Annotated in this window: 3 protein-coding genes; all 3 read left to right on the forward strand. The window is 38.8% G+C overall.

Going from position 1 to position 2,232, the window contains the following annotated elements; translation table 11 throughout:
- Nucleotides 1-44 precede the first annotated feature (44 nt).
- Nucleotides 45-428 (forward strand): hypothetical protein, encoded by a 384-nt coding sequence (locus tag DQG19_RS20610; protein ID WP_157974649.1) that lies wholly within the window; start codon nucleotides 45-47, stop codon nucleotides 426-428.
- Between the two features lie 65 nt (nucleotides 429-493).
- Nucleotides 494-1,339, forward strand: coding sequence for a three-Cys-motif partner protein TcmP (tcmP, locus tag DQG19_RS20615; RefSeq protein WP_116128467.1), 846 nt, complete (start codon nucleotides 494-496; stop codon nucleotides 1,337-1,339).
- A gap of 40 nt (nucleotides 1,340-1,379) precedes the next feature.
- The gene (locus tag DQG19_RS20620; protein WP_116128469.1) at nucleotides 1,380-2,093 is read left to right on the forward strand and encodes a DUF5131 family protein; all 714 of its coding nucleotides are present in this window, start codon (nucleotides 1,380-1,382) and stop codon (nucleotides 2,091-2,093) included.
- Nucleotides 2,094-2,232 lie beyond the last annotated feature (139 nt).

A 2,232-nucleotide genomic window follows, 5' to 3' on the forward strand; every position in this document is an offset into this window, starting at 1 on the left:
CGTTCTGCGCAACTAACTAACAGAACCATCAAAGCAACCTAATCATGAGAAACTGGCTGAAAATTCTTAAAGCTTACCGACAAGGTAAATTTGATAGGTACTTTTACGGATTAACACCAAGAATGCTTATTGGTGTCAGCCAGGAACCCATGGGTACGAAATTCAAAAATGAAATAGAAGCAAAATCTGCTTCAAGAGCACTTTTCGATGAGATGAAGGCCTACAAAGGTGAAGGGCTAATAGTGGTATCTAATCAATGTGGTATTCACAAGGGTCCAGTCTTCTCTCTTAAAAGTGGAGAATGGAGCAAGGACTCTATAGGCGTAAGTTTTGATGAAGTATGGGAACGATACGGTGAAGAGATAATTAGAGGGGAATACGGCATTACGGATTACGATAAAGAAATTCTTAGTCAGGTTTTGTTTTAGGAAGCTCTAAGCAGTATTGGTCAGGAGTACATACTATAACTTGAAGTTTAAAATAAAATGACTATATGAAGAGATTTGAGCCACTAATTGAAGTTTTGGATGACGATCTTTACATACCTGAGGTGCGTAGATGGTCAGAAGAGAAATACAACTTGCTTGGAGCATATATGGAAATATTCACTAGGACCATGAGCAAAAAGTGGAGCAATCTTGTCTATATCGATATGTTCGCAGGTGCTGGATATGCCAAAATTAAATCGACTGGAAAGATCTTAAAGTCTTCAGCTTTAATAGCTATGTCGTTACCTATAAATTTTAACACGTATATTTTCTGTGAGGCCGATGAAAATCGATTTAAAGCTTTACAAGCCAGAGTCACTAGAGATTACAGTGATAAGAATGTAATATTGATCCACGGCGATGTTAATGATAAAATTGAGGAACTGAAAAGCCACATTCCCCGATTTAGCCGAAAAGAAGGTGTGTTGTCATTTGCTTTTGTGGACCCCTTTTCATTAAATCTTAAGTTTAGTACTATAGCTACATTAGGAAGGTCCTTTAAAGTCGACTTTCTAATTCTGCTTGCCTTGGGAATGGATGCTAACAGAAATTTCCATAACTATATGGCAAACAACAGCCAAAAGATTTCCGATTTTCTTGGAGAGAATTCGTGGGCGGAGGAGGCTAAGTCCTGTAATAATTCAAAGGAATTCATCCGTTATCTGGCTGAAAAGTATGATTCAAGCATGGTACGGTTGAACTATAAGGAGCCAGAGAAGAAACAGTTAATTAAAAGTCATTCAAGAAATCTAGCGCTTTATTATCTAGCTTTTTACTCTAAGCATCCGCTGGGAAATAAATTTTGGAAAGAGATGCAAAAGTACACAGACAATCAATTAGGCTTATTTTAGTAGATGTCTAATAAATAGCAACAAAAAATCAAAATTGACGATGGCACAATCAACAATTGAATGGACTGAGCACACGTGGAATCCGACCACAGGGTGTTCAAAAGTATCATCAGGGTGCAAAAACTGCTACGCTGAAATCATGACCCGCAGGTTAAAGGCGATGGGAGTCAGTAAGTACGCCGAAGGCTTTAAAACAGTTAGCACACATGAAGAAACATTATCTGAGCCTTATACGTGGAAAAAGCCAAAGATCGTCTTCGTAAATTCTATGAGCGATTTATTTCATGAGGATGTTCCAATTCAGTTTATACGACGGGTTTTTGACGTAATGAATGACAATCCACAACATGTATTCCAGATACTAACAAAGAGATCAGATAGATTGCTTGCCGTTCATAAAGAACTTAGATGGTCACATAATATATGGATGGGAGTTTCAATAGAAAATCAAAAAGTTTTAGACAGAATTACACACTTGGCAAAAACAAAAGCTAAGGTGAAATTTCTGTCTTGTGAGCCACTACTTGCTGATTTAGGTAAATTAAGGTTGAAAAATATAGATTGGGTAATAGTTGGGGGCGAAAGTGGACCCAAAGCACGACCAATGGATGCCGAATGGGTATTAAATATTCAAGAGCAGTGTTCAAAGAAGGATGTGCCGTTTTTCTTTAAACAATGGGGAGGTACTAGAAAGAAAAAGACAGGTAGAGAACTAAATGGTCGGACTTATGATGAAATGCCAAGTTTAAAATAATAAAGCGCAGAACACCGCGCCATCGTCAAGCCGGCGGTGAGGCTTTTGGGTGTCGATGAGGCCTTTAAAAGTTGAACTGAAGCTGGTCTAGGTCCGGGATGCTGTCTGGTGACAGCCGGCCTGCGGTGGCGCACTCGTT

The organism is Lewinella sp. IMCC34183 (assembly GCF_003390915.1).
In the GTDB taxonomy this organism is placed as follows: Bacteria; Bacteroidota; Bacteroidia; order Chitinophagales; family Saprospiraceae; genus Neolewinella.

Excerpts from the sequence above, each read along its gene's own strand:
- DQG19_RS20610 (WP_157974649.1), top strand. The coding sequence starts at position 45 with ATGAGAAACTGGCTGAAAATTCTTAAAGCTTACCGACAAGGTAAATTT.
- tcmP (WP_116128467.1), top strand. The coding sequence starts at position 494 with ATGAAGAGATTTGAGCCACTAATTGAAGTTTTGGATGACGATCTTTAC.
- DQG19_RS20620 (WP_116128469.1), top strand. The coding sequence starts at position 1,380 with ATGGCACAATCAACAATTGAATGGACTGAGCACACGTGGAATCCGACC.